Raw genomic sequence first — 19,064 nt, 5'->3', positions numbered from 1 at the left:
CGGAGGCGCCGCTAGGGGCGCTCCTCGCTGCCCGGTTGACGCTCGTTGACGCGCGAGGTGAAGCGGCGCACCGCTGCCCCCGCTTCCGCAGACGCTCCCGACGCTGCCTCGCGGGCGCCGGCCACAGCCTCCGACAGAGACTCCCGGGCCCCTGCTACGGCCTCGGACAGCGACTCGCGCGCGTCGGCCACGGCCTCGGAGACGGACTCGCGGGCCCCAGCCACGGCCTCGCGCGCTCCGGCGGCCGCATCCGAGGCCGCCGCCTGTGCTCCCATGATCTGCTCGCGGACCTTCTTGCGCATGACCTTGCCCAGCTGAGAACGGGGCAGCTCGCTCATGACGACGATCTGGCGGGGCAACGCGTAGTGCGCCAGCGACTTCTCTGCCCACGTGCGCAGATCCGACAGGGTCACGGACGCTCCCGCTTCCAAGACGATGGCGGCCACGACGTCCTCACCGGATTCACCGGCGGGAACCCCGATCGCCGCGACGTCACGCACGCCCGGCATGGAGCGCACCGCATCCTCGACCTGAGAGGGGTAGACATTGAACCCCGAGGAGTTGATCATCTCCTTGCGGCGGTCGGCCATGTAGATGAACCCGTCGCGCACCTGGACCAGGTCGCCCGTGCGCAGCCATCCATCGGAGGTGAACGCCTCGGACGTCTCCTCCTCCTGGTTCCAATAGCCGGAGAACACCTGAGGCCCTCGAGCGATGAGCTCGCCGACCTCGCCGAGCGCCACGTCCTGGTCGGGATGCTCGGGGTCGACGATGCGGACCTGGGTCGACGGGTAGGGGATCCCCAGCGCGCCCCGCGCTCGAGAGGAGGCCAGGGGCGACCCCAGGAGGATCGGGGAGGCCTCCGTCATCCCGTAGCCCTCAATCATGAGCCCGCCGGTGGCCTGCTCCCACTTGTCAGCCAGGGATGCCGACAGTGGCATGGCGCCCGAGAGGGAGAAACGAATGGAGGACAGGTCGGCCTCCCCTCCTGCGGCTGCAGCGAGCAGCCGCTCGTACATGGGGGGAACGCCGAGGAAGAAGGTGCAGGGCAGGCGTCGCTGGGCGGTGAGAACCATCGCCGTGTCGAACTTTGGGAACATCGCGATCGTTGCCCCCAAACGCAGGCCTGCGAGGAATCCGATCGTGAAACCAAAGGCGTGGAAGAGAGGCAGGATGCAGTAGAACACCTCGGCGCCCTCGTGCAGGACGGGCACCCATGCGATGGATTCTTCGACGTTGGCCATCAGATTCGCATGCGTGAGTGCGGCGGCCTTAGGCACGCCGGTCGTTCCTCCCGTGTGGATGAGGAGCGCGACGTCGCCGACGGCGGCGGGGCAAGAACCCTCCCACGGGGTGGCCTCGCGCAGGGCGCGGGCCCAGGAACGCACCCACCGCGGGTGCGGGCTCGAGAGCATGTCGCGCTTCTCACGGGCCGCCTTGAGCGGCAGGCGCAAGGCCCAACGCGAGGCCGCGGGCAGAGCCGTCGTCAGATCCAGCGCAAAGGTCGTGTGCCCCCTGCCGAGAAAGGTGAGCTTGTCGAGGGACTTCGACCAGGCGATCGTGACGCGCGCCCCGTGCCTGCCGTACTCCCCTCGCAGTTCCTCCGCCGGTGCCAAGGGATTGTGTTCCACCACGATGGCTCCGAGGAGCATCGTGCCGAGCACGGCGACCGCGTGCTGCGGGCAGTTCGGGATTACTAGGGCGACTCGGTCGCCGGGGCGGACCCCCGCCTGGCGGAGCGCCCCGGCGCACCTGCGCATGTCCGCGACTAGCTGAGAGTAGGTGAGCGGGCGGGCGAAGAAGTCGATCGCGGCGCGGCTCGGGTAGCGGGCGGCAACCTCGGCGACCATGTCCGGTATGGTGCGGTCCGGGGTCGCGATCTCGTACGCAACACCGGGCGCGTACAGGGCGCGCAGCGACGACGTGAGCTCCATCTGTTCTCCTTCGGCAGCAATGACCCTACGATACCGTAAGTTCGGCGGACGTTTGGCCAGCTCGGGAGGCGATGAATGCGACAGTCCTATAGCGGAGTGGCAATCAACCGCACGGTCTCGGGCATATGCGCCAACTCTTCGAGGGCGCCACGCCCGAGACCCGCCGAAATGTCCGTGAGCGCGTAGCCCACCTCGTCGACGGTGGCCAGGATCTGCGCGTCGACGTTGGCCTGTGAGCTGGCGAAGATCTGATTGACGCGGGCCATGACGCCCGGCACGTTGCGGTGGATCAGGCGCACGCGGTAGCGCGAACGCGGCGCGGAGTTCATCGTCAGGTTCGGCAGGTTCACGCTCATGTCGGTGGAACCACTCGCCTGATACTCGCCGATCTTGGCCGCGACGAACCGGCCGATGTCGTACTGAGCCTCCTCGGTCGAACCGCCGATGTGTGGGGTGAGGATCACGTTGTCGAGCGTCGCCAGGGGAGAGGTGAAGGCGTCGCCGTTCGCGCGCGGCTCCGAGGGGAATACGTCGATGGCGGCGCCCCCAAGGTGTCCCGAGACCAGCGCGGCGTGAAGGGCCTCCACGTCGACGACGTGCCCGCGGGAGAGGTTGATGAACAGGGTCCCGGGCTTCATCAACGCAAACTCGTTGCGCCCGATGAGGTTGGTGTTGGATTCTTGGCCGTCAACGTGCACGGAGACGATGTCGGCCTCACGCAGGACGGCCTCCATGGTCGGCATCTGCGTCGCGTTGCCCAGGGCCAGGCGTTCGGCGGCGTCATAGAAGATGACGTTGAGCCCCATGGCCTCGGCGAGGACGGACAGCTGGGTGCCGATGTTGCCGTAGCCGATGATGCCCAGCGTGTGACCGCGCACCTCGTGCGCGCCGTCCGCGCTCTTGTCCCACACGCCGCGGTGCAGGCGAGAGTTCTTCACGGTGACCCGGCGGGACAAATCGATGATCTCGCCGATCGCCAGCTCGACGACGGAACGCGTGTTGGAGTAGGGGGCGTTGAACACGGCGATCCCCATCTCGGTTGCGGTCGCCAGATCGATCTGGTTGGTACCGATGCAAAACGCGCCTATCGCCGTCAGGTGCGGACGCGCGCGTAGGACCCGTTCGGTCACCTCCGTCTTGGAGCGCAGCCCCAGGTAATCGACGCCCTCGAGAGCGTCAATGAGGTCCTCCTCGGACAGTGCTCCGGTGACGCGGGTGACCTCAATGCCGAACTTAGCGAAGATGTCGTCGGCGATGGAGTGCGGGTTTTCAAGCAGCAGTGCGCGTGTCATGGTCCCATCATGTCAGATGAGACCATGCCGGGCGTGGGCATGCCGCCGTGTGGTCACGACGACCACTCGTCCATGCCCGCCGGAAGCACCTCGGCGTGGACAACGTGGACGTCGTGGGTGGCCCGAGTGAGCGCGACAAAAAGATCCCCGATGCCGTCCGCGGCGATCTCGCCGGGCTCAACGAGGACCACCGAGTCGAACTCGAGGCCCTTCGAGGCGACGGCCGACAGGAGGCTGACGCGCTCAGACAGCGCGGTCTCGCCCCCCAGGTCTGCCCCCCACGCCCGTGCGCGCTCCTCGCCCACGATGATCGCAATGCGGCCCCTGGAAGCCCCCGCCTCGCGGTCGAGTCGCTCCTCCGCCTCGCGGCGGGCGGCCTCGACCCCCTTGCGCAGGGCCTCCTCCGTCCGCGAGGCGGCTGCCCGGGTGGTTGGTTCCACCCGGGTCACTCGGTAACACCCCTCGACGTCGCGAACTGCCGTCATCGGATACAGCACGGGAGCGCCCGCACGGGCGAGCACCCCCTCGGCGAGCTTCGTAAGTGTTGCCGGGGTTCGGTACGAGACCGTCAGCGCATACTCTCCCGCCAGCGCCCGCGCGGCTGGCCCCAGAGCCTTCTCCCACGACGGCGGCCGCTCGTGGCCGCGTCGCTGATCCAAATCACCCACGACGGTGAAAGAGCGCGACGGGCACCTGCGCAGCAGGCACCGCCACGCCATCGGGGACAGCTCCTGGGCCTCGTCGACAACGATGTGCCCGTACGCCCACGTTCGATCCTTCGCGGCACGCTCGGACAGCGGAGTCCAGGAAGGCTCGTCTCCGACCGAAGCAGCGAGCATCTCGGCGGTGACGATGCCACCGCCCAGGTGCTGTCCCTCGATCGCGGCGCGGGCCCGCTCGACGTCGGCGGCGTCCGCCTCGCGGGTCTGAGCCGAGGCGGGCATGGGACCAAGAAGCTCCTCGCACTCGTCCAGGATCGGCACATCCTGCACGCTCCACGGGGCATTGCGCGCTCGACGCACGGCGGCCAGCTCCTCGGCGCGCAGGGGAGACCCGGCTCGCCTATTGGCCGCGGCCAGCACCTCGGGACGCGCGTAGAGTCTACGCAGCAGGGTCTGGGCGCTCGTCGGCATCCACGCCGAGTTAATGGCGCGCCGACAGTCCACGGAGTCGCGGATCTCCGCAAGCCACGAGCGCCTCACCTCCGCTTCAACCACCCCGTCGCTGTCGGCGTCCCCGGCCTCCGTGGCCAGACGACGAGCGAGGACGTCCATCAGTTCCCTCGCGAAGGACTCCCGGGCCGTGTTGTGGGGGCGGCCCGAGCGCTTCGCCCTGCGCCTGGCGGCCTCCACGTCGGTGCGCCGGAGCGTGACCTCCCGGTTCCACACGCGCAGCACCTGGTCGCCCTCGGGCAGCTTCGCCAGTGCGCGCACCGCCTCGCGGATGATTGTTGCCCACGCGGGAAGTCCCTTGATCCGGGCGACCCTTTCGTCCTCGCTCGCGCGAGCGCGCACCCCCGGCACGAGATCACCCAGGGTCACCGAAACCACGCCCGTCTCGCCCAGGGAGGGCAGCACCTGCTCGATGTAGCGCAGGAACAGGGGGGAGGGGCCAACCAGGAGAACACCCGAGCGCTCCAGGCGCTCGCGGTGCGCGTACAGGAGATAGGCGATGCGATGCAATGCGACCGCCGTCTTTCCCGTTCCCGGCCCGCCCTGCACGACGAGGAGACCCCTGTCGGAGGCGCGGATGATCCTGTCCTGCTCGGACTGAATGGTCGCGACGATGTCTCCCATGCGTCCGTCGCGGGCCTCGCTCAGCGCGTGCATGAGGGCTCCCTCGCCCTGCAACTCCAGCCCCGAGGCGCGCGATGCGTCCAGGAGCTCGTCTTCCAACCCGGTCACGCGGCGCTCGCGGGTGGAAATGTGGCGGCGCCGAACGACCCCGTCCGGCTCTGCCGACGTCGCCTGGTAGAAGGGCCTCGCGGCGGGAGCACGCCAGTCCACGAGCAGCGTTGATCCGTCTTCTCGGGTCAGCGACAGGCGGCCGACGTGACGGACGGACCGATCCGCTAAATCGAGGCGACCAAAGACCAGCCTTTCTTCTACGCCCTCGAGGCGCGCAGCCATCTCGCCCAGGTGGGCGGACAGCGCTTCGCGTTCGGTCCAGCCCTGCGCGTTACCGACCCCGTGGGTCGAGTGAACCCGGCCCTGGCGCGCCCTGTACGAGGCGCGAAGAGAATCCAAACGCTCGTAGGCGCTGTCGACGAAGTCCTGTTCGGGCAGGGGACGATCCGTCGAAAACTCCCGGTCGGCGCGTGTTGCCATGGGGCCTCCTCGTCTTTCGTGGCCTTCTATTGTTGCTCACTTTTCCCTCCCGTGCTCCCGTCTGCGTGTCGGTGTGTGCGACTTCGCCTCAAGCTCAAAACACGCTCCCGCGTGACGAGGAGGGGGCCTCGCAGGTACGTTAGAGGCGAGGGAGAAGAGCGAGCACCAGGAGGATACGTGAGCATCACTGCCGCCGACCTATACGCCGATGGGCCAGCCGTCGGCGCGAAGGCGAAGATTCTCCTCATCCATTTCGATGGGGCGATCGATGCCGGTGGGGCCGGACGCATGGCGATCGCTCAGATGCTGCGGTCCCTGCACAACGAGAGGGTCGCCACCTTTGACGCGGACGCTCTCATGGACTACCGCTCTCATCGGCCCATCGTCACCGTCGACAACTGGGTCGCCTCGCCGGACATGGTGATGCCCGAAACGGTCCTCGACCTGGTCGAGGACGACATGGGCAATCCGATCCTGGTGCTGCATGGAGCGGAACCGGATGCTCACTGGGAGTCTTTCACAAAGGCGATCAGTGAGATCAGCGAGCGGGCGGGAGTCGAGATCACGTTCTCCCTGCACGGGGTCCCCTCCGGGGTTCCCCACACGCGGCCCACGCCCGTCCACGTCCAGGCCACCGACGCCTCGCTTCTGCCGTCGGGCGTGCAGGTGACCAATCACATGCAGTTCCCCTCGCCCCTGTCGACCTTCGTGCAGATACGAATGGGACAACGAGGCATCGGCGGGCTCGCGCTCCTCGGCGCGGTCCCGTACTACATGGCCGACACCGCCTACCCCGCGGCCTCGTCGGCGCTGCTGACCTCGCTGGCCAAGTTTGCCGACCTGTCGCTGCCCGTCGGCGACCTGGAGCAGGGGGCGGCCCAGGACCAGGAGAACATTGAGAAGCTCGTCGAAGGAAACCCCGAGGTCTCCCACACGGTCTCCGCGCTTGAGGAACACTTCGACGCCTGGACCGGAGGAACTGGCGCCATCCCGTTGCCCGGGATGGGAGAGCCTCCCCGCGTCGGGCGCGACGACAAGGCCCCCAAGGACATCGGCGACGTTATCGAGGCCTATCTTGCGCAGGTTTCTCGCGCCCAGGATGAGGGCGGCGGGTCGGTGAATGCTCCCTCGCGTGCCCCGCAGGACCAGGGCCCGTCGAAGCCGGACACGATTGAGGACGTTCTCGCGCGTATCGAGGCGCGCCGCAACGGCCAGGGACCCGGCCCTTCCACGCCTCGCCACCGCGCCTGAGGCGACTACCCCGGCTGGTCGCCCTCCTCGATCGGTGAGGTGAGGCGGGCAGGCCGGTAGCCGATGGCGGCATCGGTGAGCGCGGGAGTGCCCGCGACCCAACGCTCCAGCTGGCTGGGCCGCGTGATGCGCGCGGGCAGTGCCAGGGTGCGAAGCGAGCGATCCACCTCGTCGGCGTCGACAACGCCCGGCTCGCACGCGAGTGCCACCACGTTTCCTCGGCGCCCGCCTCGTCCGACCTTCGGGTCCTGGATGGAAGCGACGAAGGGGAAGACGGCACGCAGAGCCGCAATGTCTTGCCGAGCGTTTGCGTGGCCGCCGTGCGCGCAGTTGACCAGGTAGACGCCGCCGCTGCTCAGGACGCGCCGGGCGTGGATGGCGCACTCGATCGTGCGCAGGTGGTCCGGCGTGACACCGCCGGCGAAGGCGTCGCGTGCGATCACGTCGAACGCCCCGTCGCGCACCGTTTCCATGATCTCGCGTCCGTCACCCACCCGGATCTTGACCTGAGGCGAGGTCGGGATGGGGAAATGGTCGCGGACGGCCTGGGCCAGGAGGCGATCGATCTCGACGGCGACGTGGCGCGAGCGCGTGTGCGAGGCGGACCATGCGCACGCGAGGGCGCATGCCGCACCTCCCAGGTGGAGGGCGCGGAATCGCTCGTGTGGCCCCCACAGGGAATCGACCACGGCGGACATGTGCTGCATGTACTCGAACTCGAGGTAGGTGGGGTCCGAGGCATCAAGGGCCGAGGACTCAACGCCGTCGAGGAACAGTGTCGCGCGCGGGCCATCCCATCGGATGCGCGCCGATCCCACGTCCGTGTCGAAGATGAGGTCGCGTGACGAAGACGAGCGTGCCATGGTGGACACTGTAACTGCGTGAGATGGAAGCGGGCACGGGAGGTGACATGTCGAACGCGCCGAGGGACCAGCGGGCAAAGCGCGACTGGGGATCGGATGATTCGCACACCCCGATCCTCCACGTGGACATGGATTCCTTCTTTGCGCAGGTTGAGATGTTGGAGGATCCCTCCCTGCGGGGGCGCCCCATCGTTGTGGGGGGAACCTCGGGACGAGGTGTTGTGACATCAGCTACCTATGAGGCCAGGGCGCTCGGGGTTCGCGCGGGCATGCCGACCGCCCGAGCTCGCGCGCTGTGTCCCACGGCCGCGTTCGTCCCCGGGAAACGCTCGCTGTACCGGCACTACTCCGCGCGGGTCATGGGGATTCTCGCGACCGTCACCCCGGTGCTCGAACAGGTGTCGATCGACGAGGCGTTCCTCGACGTTCGGGGCGCGCGGCGCAGGCTCGGGTCACCCGCACAGATCGGGGCGCGGATCCGTTCTCAGATTCGCGAGAGCATTGGCCTGCCAGCCTCCGTCGGGGTCGCCTCCACCAAGTCGGTCGCGAAGATCGCCTCGTCGCACGCCAAACCCGATGGGTTGCTGCTCGTTCCCCAAGAATCGACGGTGGAGTTCCTGCACGGGCTTCCCGTGGGAGCGCTGTGGGGTGTGGGCGGAAGGACCGGGGCCGCCCTCGAAAGGGAAGGAATCGATACCGTCGGAGACCTGGCCCGGGCCCCCGTGGCGCGCCTGACCAGGCTCCTCGGCGCTGGCGCAGCGCATCACCTCCACGATCTGGCGTGGGGGATCGATCCGCGTCCCGTGACGACCTCGCGCGAGGAGAAGTCGGTCGGCACCGAGCGTACCTTCGACGACGACATCCGCTCGCGGGCCGACATCGAGGAGTTTATTTTGGCCGCCTCCCACGACTGCGCGCGCAGGCTTCGGGCCGCCAACGTCGTTGCGTGGACGGTTGTCATCAAGATGCGCGGGGCGGACTTTCACACCATCACTCGCAGCGTGAGCCTCGTGGCACCGACCGACACCGGTCGTGATATCGCGCACGCAGCGCGCGCCCTCTTCGCGCGCGAGGACATGCCGCTGGGGGGAGTTCGCCTCTTCGGCGTTCGCGCCGAGGGGCTTCAGGCGCGTTCCGTCGGCGTTGCTGTCACGCTGGACCGAGATGAGCGGCCCGCCGCTTCGGAGCGCGCCATGGACCAGATTCGCAGCAAGTTTGGTGCCGGAGCGCTCGAACCCGCGACCCTCCTGCGCAAGGCTGCCTCGGGCGAGCGCCTTGAGCGCGAAGCCGGCCCGGCGGGGAGCCGTGGCGGGGAAAGAGAACCTGGCCGCGGCCTTCCCAACGGGCGCCACGTTCGGGCCAACGGCGGGGGTGAGCAGGGGCGACTCCTGTGAGCTGGTTGGTCTCGGGCGCGTTCCACGCGCTAAGCTGAGGTCATCATCCGTCCGAAAGGGGCAGCCAATGGCTCTCACCGAGTATGAGAAGAAGATCCTCGAGCAGATGGAAGCATCGCTGCGCGAGGAGGATCCGGCCTTGGCCTCGCAGATGTCCGCCCCCGCGCCCGATGACAAGGGAAGCGCGGGGCGTGCGCGGCGTGCTCCCCGGCGCCTCGCGACGGGCATCGCGGGTGCTTTTCTCGGAATGGTGGTCCTCGTCGTTGCCGTGTCCCTGGGCTACTCTGTCCTCTCGATTGTGATCGGAGTCGCTGGTTTTGCGTTGACGGTGGCGGGGATTCTCTACGCCCTGGCCAGGCCCTCGCGGCGGGGTTCGGCTGCGGCTGACGGTGCCGCCTCACGCAAGAAGAGCGGACGCGGCGGCTGGGATTCGTTCATTCAGGATCAGGAGCGTCGCTGGGATGACCGCAAGGGGGACGACTAGTCGCCGCGGCGCGTCATAGCGTCGCGGGGGTGGGGCGAGCCGGATTGTCTGGCTCGCCCCACCTTCTTCTGTCTCCGTCTTTCCACTGTGCTCCCCACGGTGTTCCCCACGGTGCTCCCCACGGTGTTCCCCACGGTGCTCCCCACGGTGTTCCCCACGGTGCTCCCCACGGTGTTCCCCACGGTGCTCCCCACGGTGCTCCCCACGGTGCTCCCCACGGTGCTCCCCACGGTGCTCCCCACGGTGCTCCCCACGGTGCTCCCCACTGCGGCCCCCACGGTGCTCCCCACTGCGGCCCCCACGGTGCTCCCCACTGCGGGTGAGTGCGCGTGTCGGCTCCCCCGGCCTCGTTGAGATCCTTCAGATTCCAAGGGGTTGGCGATGCGTCAAGCGGGATGATCCCGTGGCGGCGGAGGGGCGGATGCGGCCGAGAGCGCCGTAGTGTGTGCAAGATTTCCCCACTCTTCTCCACCGGTATTTTTCCTTGATTTTTAGCTCTTTCTAAAGGCCTTCTGACGCGCCACGCCGGACGTTTCTTCGTAGATATGGGGTGGAGTGGGTTAAAGTGGGGGGAAGTTCCGAAGAAGGGAGGGTGGCGACATGTTCCTCGGTACGTACGAGCCCAAGCTCGACGACAAAGGACGCATGTTCCTACCCGCGCGCTTCCGCGAGGACATGGAGGGCGGCATCGTCCTCACTCGCGGGCAGGAGCACTGCGTGTACGCCTTCCCGGCAGCGGAATTCGAGAACATGACGGCGGAGCTGCGCCGCGCACCCCTGTCGTCGAAACAGGCGCGTGACTGGATCCGCGTCATGCTCTCGGGAGCCTACAAGGAGATTCCGGACAAGCAGGGGCGTATTAGCGTCCCCGCAGACCTGCGTGCGTACGCCGGCCTGGAACGTGAGCTCGCCGTCATCGGCGCCGGGTCACGAGCCGAGATCTGGAACGCGTCTTCCTGGCGCGAGTACCTCGCAGTTCAGGAGGAGGTCTTCTCCAACACGGCCGAAGAGATCATCCCCGGGATGTTCTGACCCGTACTCCCAGGTCTCCGCCCGCTGTTCCGATACCACTTCCCCGGTAGCGGAGCACGGTGGGGGACCTGGATGGACGGGTCAGGCCCGACATGCGTGAAGGAGGCACGACATGACCAAAGCATCGACGTCGGTGCGCGCTTCGTCGTACCTCGCCGACGCCTCCCGCCCGGCGCGAGAACGCCACGTTCCGGTCCTACTCTCCGAATGCCTGAACATGCTTGCCCCGGCTATTGGAGCTCCGGGTGCCGTCCTCGTCGACGCGACCCTGGGCATGGGCGGGCACACGGAGGGAGCGCTGGAGCGTTTCGAGGATCTCACCGTCATCGGAATTGATCGCGACCCGCAGGCGATAGCACTCGCCTCGGATCGGCTCGAGCGCTTCGGTGCGCGCTTCCGGGCCGTTCACGCGACATACGACCACATCGACCGGGTCATCGAGGAACAGTGCGGCCCCGGATCGCGCGTCGACGGCATCCTCATGGACCTGGGCGTGTCCTCCCTCCAGCTTGACGAGGCCGACCGGGGCTTCGCGTACTCGAAGGACGCCCCGCTCGACATGCGGATGGACCCCACGACGGGTCCCAGCGCGGCAGATCTCCTGGCCAGCGCGTCTGAGGGTGAGATCGTCCGCATCCTTCGCACCTACGGTGAGGAGCGCTTCGCCCCCCGGATCGCGCGCCTCATCATCCGTCGCCGCGACGAGGCGCCGATCACTCGTACCGGCGAGCTCGTGGATATCGTCCGCTCGGCAATACCCGCACCGGCCCGCCGCAGCGGTGGAAACCCCGCCAAGCGCACCTTTCAGGCGCTGCGTGTAGCCGTCAACGATGAGCTCACCATTCTTGAGCGTGCCCTGCCGCGCGCACTCGCGAGTCTTCGCGTGGGCGGACGCCTGGTCGTCGAAGCCTACCAAAGCCTCGAGGACCGAATAGTGAAAGACGTGCTGCGGCGGGGAGCAACCAGTGCCGCTCCCCCCGGGCTGCCGATCATCCCCGACGAGATGGCGCCCAGCCTGAGGCTTCTCACGAAGGGCGCCAACAGGGCGGACCAGGCCGAACAAGATCACAACCCTCGATCTGCTTCCGTGCGACTGCGCGGAGCGGAACTACTGAGCGAATGGAAGGACAACTCATGAGTGCAGCAACAGCGAAGGCGCGCCCCGCAACTCGCCCCGAGCCGCGCCGTGACGACGTCCGCGAGCTGCGCATCGTGGAGGGGGCGCGCCCGCGTCGGTCCGTCCTTGCCATCCTCGTCCTCCTGGTCATCGTCGCGATGGCCTCCGTGGTTGCTTCGATGGTGCTCAACACCCGCATGGCGCAGACCTCCTTCGAGATCCGCGAACAGCAGCTGGCCCTGAACGAGCTGGAAGCGAAGTCCTGGACGATGCGTGCCGAGCTGGATCGCAAGGCGTCGCCCACCGAGCTCGAAAGGGCAGCCAAGGCCAACGGAATGGTCCCCGCGGGCAGCCCGGGGTTCATCTCGCTCGACAAGGGCACCGTTGAGGGCGGGACGCCGGCCAAGTAGCTCGGAAGCGGGTGCCTATGGATAGCGTCATGACGCGTTCGCGTTGGATCTTGGTGACACTGGTCGTCGCGCTATGCGTGTGCGGCGTGCGTTTGGTGCAGCTGCAGATCATCGAAGGACCGTCGTTGGCCGCGCAGGGGCAGCGCGTGCGCACCGCATCAACGGCGGTGGCCGCAGCCCGCGGGACGATCACGGACGCGACGGGAGTCGTGCTGGCCAATTCCATCCAAACCTACGACATCGCGGTCAATCAGGTGAACATCCGTTCCTACGTTCACCGTGACGACGACGGCAACGAAGTGGGCCGCGGCCCCGCCGAGGCTGCCCGTCAGCTGGCTCCCCTCCTGGGGATGAACGAGGCGGAGCTGGGCGGCATGATGCTGGGTGACTCAACCTACGAATACATCAAACGCAACGTTGATGCTGTGTCCTATCGTGAGATCCGTAAGCTCGACATCTACGGGATCGAATGGGAGTCGGTGTTCGAGCGCGAGTACCCCAACGGTAACGTCGCAGCGCCAGTGATCGGAACCGTCAACGCCGAGGGACAGGGGTCCTCGGGCATGGAGGCTCAATTCGACGCGCTCCTGACGGGTACGCCGGGCGCGCAGGCCTTTGAGATCGCACCCAACGGTGCCGTCATGCCGGGAGGCAAGAAGACGACGGTCGAGCCGAAGAATGGCGGCTCGGTGGAACTGACCCTGCACGCGGACCTGCAGCACCAGGTCCAGGACCTCCTGGACGCGCGTGTCACCAAACACCAGGCTGACTGGGGGGCCATCGTTATCGAGGACGTTGCCACCGGTCACGTGCTCGTCATGGCCGACTCGAACTCGACCGAACCGGACAACGCCAGCCCCCAGAAGGTGCATGCGGTTCAGGATGCGTTCGAGCCCGGCTCGGTCGGGAAGTTGATCACCGTGGGAGCCGCCCTCAACCAGGGGACGATCACACCGACGAGTGTCTTTCAGGTGCCCTACGCCCTCGAACCTCCCGATGCGGGCGGGCCCATCACCGATTTCCACGAGCACGAGGGCGAAACGCTGACGCCGACGGGGATCCTGGCGGAGTCGTCGAACACCGGAACGGTGCTGATCGGTCAGACGCTGGGGGATGAGCAGCGATACTCAATGATGCGTGCCTTTGGATTCGGGCAGGAAACCGGGGTCGAACTACCGGGAGAGTCCGCCGGACTGCTGCGGGACTGGCAGCAGTGGGCGGGACGCGACCGCTACGTCACGATGTTCGGTCAGGCCTACGCGATCACCGCGATGCAAGAGGCCTCGGCGCTGGCCACGATCGCCAACGGGGGAGTGCGGATCGCTCCGCACGTTGTCAAGTCGTGGACGAACGCCGATGGGACCGTCGAGGTGCCGGAAGGGAGCCAGCCGGTTCAGGTGATGGAGCAGGCGGCCGCCTCCCAGCTGCTGACCATGATGGAGTCGGTCGTTGAAGACAAGCGCGGCACCGCCGGAGCCGCGAAGGTTCCGGGATACCGCGTCGGCGTCAAGACCGGTACCGCTGAGACCGTCATTGACGGGGCCGCAGGACTCGTCTCCACGACGGCGGGAATCATCCCCGCTGACGCCCCGCGTCTGGCAATCGCCGTTGTTCTCTACAACCCGAGGGTGGCATCGATCTCATCGGATTCGTCGGCCCCCCTGTTTGGTGACGTTGCGCGCACGGCCGTCAGTAACCTGGGTATCCCAGCTTCCACGGGGTCGGCTAACCTGTATCCGACGACGCCGTGAGTGCGAAGGAGAGAAACATGCAGGCATCGGCGCAGTGGATTGCAGACGCAGTATCGGGCCGCTTGGTGGGACCCGATGCGTGCGTCACCGGAACCGTTGTCACGGACTCTCGGGAGGCGTCGGCAGGATCGCTCTACGTCGCGCGCAGAGGTGAGAACGCGGACGGGCACGCCTTCGTGCACGGCGCGATCGAGCGCGGCGCGGTTGCCGTGATCGCCGAACGCGAGCTTGAGGAGGCCGTCGCCCAGATCATCGTTGAGGACTCCACTCGGGCGCTCGGCGACCTGGCGCGCGCCCACGTGGACGCGCTTCGTTCGCGCGGCACACTGGACGTGATCGCGATGACGGGATCGGTGGGTAAGACCACCACCAAAGACCTGCTGCTCCAGATCCTGTCCGAGGACGGGCCGACGGTGGCGCCCAAGCTCTCCTTCAACAACGAGGTCGGCCTTCCCCTGACCGCCCTCCAGGCCGACGAAACGACGCGACACCTCGTGCTTGAGATGGGAGCTTCGGGGCCGGGACACATCTCCTACCTGACCGACATTGTCTCCCCGGACGTGGCGATTGAGCTGTGCGTGGGACACGCGCACGTGGGAGGGTTCGGCGGTTTCGAGGGCGTCGCGGCCGCAAAAGCCGAATTGATCGCGGGAACGCGACCGGGTGGACCCGTCATTCTCAACACCGACGACCCCAACGTTGAGGCGATGGCGCCGATGGCGACGGGGCCGATCGTTCGATTCTCCGCCTTGGGTGAGCCGCGCGCCGATGTGCGTGCCGAGGAGGTGCGGACCGACCGCGCCGATCGGGCCTCTTTCACGCTCGTGACCCCCCGCGGCAGCGCCCCCGTCTCGCTGGCGCTTGTCGGACGTCATCACGTCTCAAACGCGCTGGCAGCCGCGGCCGGTGCTCTCACCCTCGGCATGGACCTCGACACCGTGGCGGCGGTACTCTCCGGGGCGCGAGCGCTGAGCCCGCATCGCATGGACGTTCACGATCTCGACATCGAGGGGACGGCGCTGACCCTCATCGACGATTCGTATAACGCAAACCTGGACTCGATGCGAGCGGGGATCGCTGCGTTGGCCTCGATCGGGCGCGACGCGGTCAGGATCGCCGTTCTCGGCGAAATGCTGGAGCTGGGGGAGGAATCACGGTCGCTCCACGAGCAGGTCGGCGCGCTGGTTGCCGATGCGGGGGTCGACACACTCATTGGCCTGGGCGCGCACTCCCACTACTATCTAGAGGGAGCCTCCGGCGTGGCCAATCGCACGGTTGCCTCCGATCCAAGCGACGCCGCACGCCTGGTGGCGCGCTTCGCCGAGGAGGGCGCCGTCGTCCTCGTGAAGGGCTCCTACGGTTCACAGTCATGGCAGGTAGCTGACATCCTGCGGGAGAAGGGAACGACCCGGTGATTGGACTCATTGCCGCGTTCATTATCGCGATGGCGCTGTCCGTGATGAGCACGCCGCTGCTCATCCGATTCCTGGTGATGCACCAGTACGGGCAGTTCATCCGCCAGGACGGGCCGACGCAGCACCTGACCAAGCGCGGCACGCCGACGATGGGCGGTGTCGTCATCATCCTGGCGACGGTCCTCGCGTGGCTCATCGGATCCTTTGTCGCAGGCGCGGGACCATCGTGGTCCGGGGTGCTCCTCGTCTTCCTCTTCGTGGGATTGGGCGTCATCGGCCTGCTCGACGACGGAATCAAAATCATGCGCCAACGTTCCCTCGGCCTGCACCCCTCGGGCAAGATCATCGGGCAGGTGGCCGTGGCCTCCCTGTTTGCGCTGGGCACCCTCATCTTCCCCAACGACTATGACGAGTACCCCGGCACTCTCGCGATCTCGGTGGCGCGTCCGACCACCCTCACGCTCGGCTTCGCCGGCCTTGCCCTCGGAGTGGCCCTCTACCTCGTGTGGACCAACCTCATCGTCACGGCGTGGTCCAACGCGACGAACCTGACCGATGGCCTGGATGGGCTGGCCGCCGGCGTGTCCATCTTCGTGTTCGGCGCGTACACCTTCATCGCATACTTCCAGCGGATTCAGTCCTGCACGATGCCGGGAGCGAATCAGGCGAATTGCTACGCGACCCGCGACCCCCTGGATCTCGCGATCTTCTGTGCCGCCCTCATCGGTGCCCTCGCCGGATTCCTCTGGTGGAATGCGTCCCCCGCCCAGATCTTCATGGGTGACACCGGTGCGCTCGCCCTGGGTGGAGCCGTTGCGGGCCTGTCGATTCTCACCCAGACGCAGGTTCTCGCCATCGTCATCGGAGGTCTCTTCGTGGCCGTCGTCGTCTCCGACGTCATCCAAATCGGCGTGTTTAAGGCCACGGGCAAGCGGGTCTTCCGCATGGCTCCCCTTCACCACCACTTCGAGCTTCTGGGATGGAAGGAAGTCACCATCGTCATCCGTTTCTGGTTGATCGCCGCAATAGCCGCCGTCGCCGGAGCGGGGATGTTCTACGCGGAGTGGGTGTCCGCTCGATGAGCCGCCACGCCGCCGTCCTTGGGTGGGGAAAGTCGGGCCGGGGAGCCGCCGAGGCGTTGCTTTCGCGCGGCTGGAGGGTCAGCGCATTTGACGCGCGACCGCCCAAGGAAGAACACGTCAACGGCCTGGTCGACGTTGCCGTGCATGTCGAGGAAGACCCGGTGCCCCTCGCCGCCGCCATTATCGAGGCGCGCCCCGACCTCGTTGTTGTCTCTCCGGGCGTCCCTGCCCACCACCCCATTTTTTCCGCTTGCGAGGAGAGCGGGATCGACCTGTGGGGAGAAGTCGAACTCGCGTGGCGTTTGCAGGAGGAGGGTCCGCACGCCGGAAGGCCGTGGCTCACCGTTACCGGCACAAACGGCAAGACGACGACGGTGGGCATGCTCGGCCAGATCCTGACGAGCGCGGGAGTGAGGGTCCAGGAGGTGGGCAACATCGGCACGCCGATCACCCGTGCGATCGACTCCGACGCCGAGGTCTTCGCCGTCGAACTCTCCAGCTTTCAGCTGCACACAACACGTTCCGTCTCCCCCCTGGCGTCGGTCTGCCTGAACGTGGATTCAGATCACCTTGATTGGCACGGGAGCGCGCAGGCCTATGCGGCCGACAAGGCACGCGTGTATGAGAACACGGTGCGAGCCTGCGTCTATCCCGCCTCCGATCGGCGCGTGGAGGCGATGGTTGAGAACGCCGACGTCGTCGAAGGGGCGCGCGCCATCGGAGTGACCCTGGGGGTGCCCTCGGTGTCGCAGCTCGGCATCGTGGAGGGGATGTTGGTGGATCGCGCCTTCATCGACGATCGTGCGCGCCGCGGCCTCGCCCTCGCGCGTGTCTCGGACTTGGGCGGCGCCTACGGGGCGCACCCCTCGGCTGCGGCACTCCTTGACGCGCTCGCCGCGGCCGCGCTGGCGCGAGCATACGGGGTGGAGCCCGAGGCGATCGAAGAAGGCCTGCGCGCATTTCGGCCCGCGGGGCATCGCCGCGCGATCCTCGGTGAGGTCGCGGATCTGACGTGGGTGGATGACTCCAAGGCCACCAACGCCCACGCCGCCCGGGCCTCCCTCGCCGGTCTCCCCCCGCGCAGCGCGATCTGGATCGTGGGCGGAGACGCCAAGGGCCAGGACTTCACCGAACTCATCGGCCAGGTCGAGCCGCTTCTGCGCGGCGTCATCGTGATTGGCGCCGAGCGCGGCCCGCTGATTGCATCCCTGCGCGCTGCGGCCCCGGCGGTGCCCTTCGTCGAGGTTGACGGGCATGAGGACTGGATGTTCTCGGTCGTCAACGAGGCGGTTGCCCTGTCTCGGCCCGGCGACACGGTCGTGTTTGCCCCGGCGTGCGCGTCGTGGGACCAGTTTGACAACTATGGCCAGCGCGGGGACGCGTTTGCCGATGCGGTTGCGCGCCTGCGTGCCCAGTGGGGGAGTGCCGGTGGCGACGAATAAGCGCGGATGGCACGTCCCCACGGTGACGCTCCCTCGGATACGTTTCGGCTCGGGCCGCCAGCGAGAGGATAGCCCGGTCGCCACGTACTACCTGGTCGTGATCCCGGCGCTGCTGCTGTCCGTCTTCGGTCTCGTCATGGGCTTTTCAGCCCAGACGGTCACCGCCATTGCGCAGGGAGAGAACCCCTACGCGGCGTACTCGCGTCCGCTGCTCATCATCCTTTTCTCTTTGCTGATCGCGACCTTCGTTCAGCTGGTTCCGCAGCGTTGGTTCGTGCGCCTGGCCCCGTTCATCTTCGGTGCCGCCCTCGTATTCCAAGGCCTCGTTCTGAGCCCGCTGGGCAGGTCCGAGGGTGGAAACGCGAACTGGGTCAAGATCGGCCCCGTCATGGCTCAGCCCTCGGAGCTTCTCAAACTCGCCCTCGTGGTCTTCTTGGCGTTCATGGTCTCGAAGTCGGCGTCGAAGCGCTCCGACATCAAGACGATGGGCGTTGCCGTGGGCCTGCCGCTCGTTGTCGCGCTCGGTGCGGTCATGCTGGGCCGCGACATGGGAACCGCGATGGTCGTGGCGATGGGGGCCCTCGGCGCCGCGTGGGTCGCCGGATTGCCCAAGCGCTGGTTTGGTGGTCTCCTCATGGTGGCCATTCCGACGCTGGTGCTCCTCGTTCTGTCCAATCCGACGCGTATCCGACGCATCCTTGCCGTTCTTCCGGGGACCTCCAAGGGCCCCGATGAGTCGGCGCCGGAGCAGATCGATCACTCGCTGTGGGCGCTGGGATCGGGGGGCCTGACGGGGCTGGGACCGGGTGCATCGCGCGAGAAGTGGAACTATCTGCAGGCCGCGCATACGGACTTTATCTTCGCGATCGTCGGCGAGGAGTTCGGCCTCCTCGGAACGCTCGCGGTGCTGGTGTGTCTCGGGCTGCTCGTGTGGGGAATGATTCGTGTCGCTCGCGAGTCCACCGACCTCTTCGTCATCATCACCTCCTCCGGCGTGGCGACCTGGATCGGAGTTCAGACGATCATCAATGTGTTGTCGGTGACGGGGATGGGGCCGGTCATCGGTGTTCCCCTTCCGCTCGTGTCCTACGGCGGGTCCTCTTTCTTGTTCACGATTACCGCCGTCGCGGTCGTCGCCTCCTTTGCGCGGGCGCGCGCCGGAATGTGGATGATCGGCAGGCCGGACGAGGCCTCGGCCGGACGCGATCCGCGTGTGGCCCCCCGGCGACGCGCGGCTCGCTAGACTGGGTCACGCACACGGGTAAAGGAG

At 67.3% G+C, this 19,064-nt stretch carries 16 protein-coding genes; 11 read left to right on the top strand and 5 right to left on the bottom strand.

The annotated features are described in order from the left end of the window. Positions 1 to 11: 11 nt before the first annotated feature. From NQK35_RS04485 to NQK35_RS04475, 3 genes are all read right to left on the bottom strand, one after another. Positions 12 to 1,934 (bottom strand): AMP-binding protein, encoded by a 1,923-nt coding sequence (locus tag NQK35_RS04485; RefSeq protein WP_009211790.1) that lies wholly within the window; start codon positions 1,932 to 1,934, stop codon positions 12 to 14. Between the two features lie 86 nt (positions 1,935 to 2,020). Beyond that, on the bottom strand, positions 2,021 to 3,226 hold the full coding sequence (serA, locus tag NQK35_RS04480; protein WP_009211789.1) for a phosphoglycerate dehydrogenase: 1,206 nt from the start codon (positions 3,224 to 3,226) through the stop codon (positions 2,021 to 2,023). Between the two features lie 53 nt (positions 3,227 to 3,279). Then, entirely contained in the window at positions 3,280 to 5,553 is a 2,274-nt protein-coding gene (locus NQK35_RS04475) for a HelD family protein (protein ID WP_257114669.1), read from the bottom strand. A 177-nt stretch (positions 5,554 to 5,730) separates the two neighbouring features. On the opposite strand from NQK35_RS04475, the gene NQK35_RS04470 reads away from it, so the two are divergent. Next, a complete protein-coding gene (locus NQK35_RS04470) occupies positions 5,731 to 6,804 on the top strand; it encodes a PAC2 family protein (protein WP_009211787.1) in 1,074 nt (357 codons plus the stop codon). A 5-nt stretch (positions 6,805 to 6,809) separates the two neighbouring features. Here the strand turns inward: NQK35_RS04470 and NQK35_RS04465 are convergent, their stop codons facing one another. Next, a complete protein-coding gene (locus tag NQK35_RS04465) occupies positions 6,810 to 7,667 on the bottom strand; it encodes a spermidine synthase (RefSeq protein ID WP_257114668.1) in 858 nt (285 codons plus the stop codon). Positions 7,668 to 7,714: 47 nt separating this feature from the next. Here NQK35_RS04465 and dinB point away from each other — a divergent pair, with 47 nt between their 5' ends. Next, positions 7,715 to 9,061 carry a DNA polymerase IV gene (gene dinB / locus NQK35_RS04460; protein WP_257114666.1) on the top strand — a complete coding sequence of 449 codons (1,347 nt, stop codon included), beginning with the start codon at positions 7,715 to 7,717 and terminating at the stop codon, positions 9,059 to 9,061. Positions 9,062 to 9,128: 67 nt separating this feature from the next. Next, complete coding sequence (locus NQK35_RS04455; RefSeq protein ID WP_048727936.1) at positions 9,129 to 9,545, top strand: DUF3040 domain-containing protein; 417 nt, start codon at positions 9,129 to 9,131, stop codon at positions 9,543 to 9,545. On the opposite strand, the gene NQK35_RS10595 is transcribed toward NQK35_RS04455, so the two are convergent. Further along, entirely contained in the window at positions 9,542 to 9,691 is a 150-nt protein-coding gene (locus NQK35_RS10595; RefSeq protein WP_373567090.1) for a hypothetical protein, read from the bottom strand. The two genes, NQK35_RS04455 and NQK35_RS10595, sit on opposite strands and share 4 nt — an antisense overlap. A 454-nt stretch (positions 9,692 to 10,145) precedes the next feature. On the opposite strand from NQK35_RS10595, the gene mraZ reads away from it, so the two are divergent. The 8 genes from mraZ to NQK35_RS04415 all read left to right on the top strand — a co-directional run bounded on the left by mraZ (position 10,146) and on the right by NQK35_RS04415 (position 19,037). Next, a complete protein-coding gene (mraZ, locus tag NQK35_RS04450; RefSeq protein WP_009211782.1) occupies positions 10,146 to 10,577 on the top strand; it encodes a division/cell wall cluster transcriptional repressor MraZ in 432 nt (143 codons plus the stop codon). 112 nt (positions 10,578 to 10,689) lie between these two features. Next, positions 10,690 to 11,715: a 16S rRNA (cytosine(1402)-N(4))-methyltransferase RsmH gene (rsmH, locus tag NQK35_RS04445; protein WP_257114664.1), complete on the top strand. Its 1,026-nt coding sequence runs from the start codon at positions 10,690 to 10,692 to the stop codon at positions 11,713 to 11,715. Then, positions 11,712 to 12,104 carry a hypothetical protein gene (locus NQK35_RS04440; RefSeq protein WP_009211780.1) on the top strand — a complete coding sequence of 131 codons (393 nt, stop codon included), beginning with the start codon at positions 11,712 to 11,714 and terminating at the stop codon, positions 12,102 to 12,104. The genes rsmH and NQK35_RS04440 overlap by 4 nt, the downstream gene beginning before the upstream one ends. A 17-nt stretch (positions 12,105 to 12,121) precedes the next feature. Further along, entirely contained in the window at positions 12,122 to 13,855 is a 1,734-nt protein-coding gene (locus NQK35_RS04435; protein WP_009211779.1) for a peptidoglycan D,D-transpeptidase FtsI family protein, read from the top strand. A gap of 17 nt (positions 13,856 to 13,872) precedes the next feature. Then, the gene (locus NQK35_RS04430) at positions 13,873 to 15,270 is read left to right on the top strand and encodes a UDP-N-acetylmuramoyl-tripeptide--D-alanyl-D-alanine ligase (protein WP_009211778.1); all 1,398 of its coding nucleotides are present in this window, start codon (positions 13,873 to 13,875) and stop codon (positions 15,268 to 15,270) included. Beyond that, positions 15,267 to 16,352, top strand: a complete 1,086-nt coding sequence (mraY, locus tag NQK35_RS04425) for a phospho-N-acetylmuramoyl-pentapeptide-transferase (protein WP_009211777.1) — start codon at positions 15,267 to 15,269, stop codon at positions 16,350 to 16,352. The genes NQK35_RS04430 and mraY overlap by 4 nt, the downstream gene beginning before the upstream one ends. After that, positions 16,349 to 17,794 carry a UDP-N-acetylmuramoyl-L-alanine--D-glutamate ligase gene (murD, locus tag NQK35_RS04420; RefSeq protein WP_257114663.1) on the top strand — a complete coding sequence of 482 codons (1,446 nt, stop codon included), beginning with the start codon at positions 16,349 to 16,351 and terminating at the stop codon, positions 17,792 to 17,794. Before mraY ends, murD begins: the two co-directional genes overlap by 4 nt. Continuing rightward, positions 17,742 to 19,037 (top strand): FtsW/RodA/SpoVE family cell cycle protein, encoded by a 1,296-nt coding sequence (locus NQK35_RS04415; protein WP_009211775.1) that lies wholly within the window; start codon positions 17,742 to 17,744, stop codon positions 19,035 to 19,037. Before murD ends, NQK35_RS04415 begins: the two co-directional genes overlap by 53 nt. Positions 19,038 to 19,064: the final 27 nt, after the last annotated feature.

Origin of the sequence: Schaalia odontolytica (genome assembly GCF_024584435.1) — a bacterium.
GTDB lineage: Bacteria > Actinomycetota > Actinomycetes > Actinomycetales > Actinomycetaceae > Pauljensenia.
Note: the sequence above shows the minus strand (reverse complement) of the source record. Positions and strands in the feature narration are given on the sequence as shown.

Excerpts from the sequence above, each read along its gene's own strand:
- NQK35_RS04485 (WP_009211790.1), bottom strand. The coding sequence starts at position 1,934 with ATGGAGCTCACGTCGTCGCTGCGCGCCCTGTACGCGCCCGGTGTTGCG.
- serA (WP_009211789.1), bottom strand. The coding sequence starts at position 3,226 with ATGACACGCGCACTGCTGCTTGAAAACCCGCACTCCATCGCCGACGAC.
- NQK35_RS04475 (WP_257114669.1), bottom strand. The coding sequence starts at position 5,553 with ATGGCAACACGCGCCGACCGGGAGTTTTCGACGGATCGTCCCCTGCCC.
- NQK35_RS04465 (WP_257114668.1), bottom strand. The coding sequence starts at position 7,667 with ATGGCACGCTCGTCTTCGTCACGCGACCTCATCTTCGACACGGACGTG.
- dinB (WP_257114666.1), top strand. The coding sequence starts at position 7,715 with ATGTCGAACGCGCCGAGGGACCAGCGGGCAAAGCGCGACTGGGGATCG.
- NQK35_RS04455 (WP_048727936.1), top strand. The coding sequence starts at position 9,129 with ATGGCTCTCACCGAGTATGAGAAGAAGATCCTCGAGCAGATGGAAGCA.
- mraZ (WP_009211782.1), top strand. The coding sequence starts at position 10,146 with ATGTTCCTCGGTACGTACGAGCCCAAGCTCGACGACAAAGGACGCATG.
- rsmH (WP_257114664.1), top strand. The coding sequence starts at position 10,690 with ATGACCAAAGCATCGACGTCGGTGCGCGCTTCGTCGTACCTCGCCGAC.
- NQK35_RS04440 (WP_009211780.1), top strand. The coding sequence starts at position 11,712 with ATGAGTGCAGCAACAGCGAAGGCGCGCCCCGCAACTCGCCCCGAGCCG.
- NQK35_RS04435 (WP_009211779.1), top strand. The coding sequence starts at position 12,122 with ATGGATAGCGTCATGACGCGTTCGCGTTGGATCTTGGTGACACTGGTC.
- NQK35_RS04430 (WP_009211778.1), top strand. The coding sequence starts at position 13,873 with ATGCAGGCATCGGCGCAGTGGATTGCAGACGCAGTATCGGGCCGCTTG.
- murD (WP_257114663.1), top strand. The coding sequence starts at position 16,349 with ATGAGCCGCCACGCCGCCGTCCTTGGGTGGGGAAAGTCGGGCCGGGGA.
- NQK35_RS04415 (WP_009211775.1), top strand. The coding sequence starts at position 17,742 with ATGCGGTTGCGCGCCTGCGTGCCCAGTGGGGGAGTGCCGGTGGCGACG.